Origin of the sequence: Bacillus cereus group sp. BfR-BA-01316, from assembly GCF_022664195.1 — a bacterium.
Lineage (GTDB): Bacteria > Bacillota > Bacilli > Bacillales > Bacillaceae_G > Bacillus_A.
Genome location: NZ_JAKUGX010000084.1, coordinates 1 through 781, shown reverse-complemented (window position 1 = coordinate 781; position 781 = coordinate 1). Strand labels below are relative to the sequence as shown.

Below are 781 nucleotides of genomic sequence, written 5' to 3'. Positions count from 1 at the left end.
CCAGCGCCTCCACCGAAGCTAGCGCTCCGGTTTCAATGGCTCCCGCCTATCCTGTACAAACTGTACCAAAATTCAATATCAGGCTACAGTAAAGCTCCACGGGGTCTTTCCGTCCTGTCGCGGGTAACCTGCATCTTCACAGGTACTATAATTTCACCGAGTCTCTGGTTGAGACAGTGCCCAAATCGTTACACCTTTCGTGCGGGTCGGAACTTACCCGACAAGGAATTTCGCTACCTTAGGACCGTTATAGTTACGGCCGCCGTTTACTGGGGCTTCAGTTCAGAGCTTCGCTTACGCTAACCCCTCTCCTTAACCTTCCAGCACCGGGCAGGTGTCAGCCCCTATACTTCGCCTTACGGCTTCGCAGAGACCTGTGTTTTTGCTAAACAGTCGCTTGGGCCTATTCACTGCGGCTTTCCGTTAAGAAAGCACCCCTTCTCCCGAAGTTACGGGGTCATTTTGCCGAGTTCCTTAACCAGAGTTCTCTCGCACACCTTAGGATTCTCTCCTCGCCTACCTGTGTCGGTTTGCGGTACAGGCACCTTTTATCTCGCTAGAAGCTTTTCTTGGCAGCGGGGAATCAAAGACTTCGCTCCATAAGGAGCTTCCCCATCACAGCTCAGCCTTCACGATAAGCGGATTTGCCTACTTATCAGCCTAACTGCTTGGACGTGCACAACCAATCGCACGCTTCTTCTATCCTTCTGCGTCCCTCCATTGCTCAAACGATAAAGAGGTGGTACAGGAATATCAACCTGTTGTCCATCGCCTACGCCTG

At 52.0% G+C, this 781-nt stretch carries 1 rRNA gene; it reads right to left on the bottom strand.

Features of this window, described 5'->3' with window-relative positions:
• Positions 1-781, bottom strand: a 23S ribosomal RNA gene (locus tag MR071_RS25010); the annotation flags it as partial.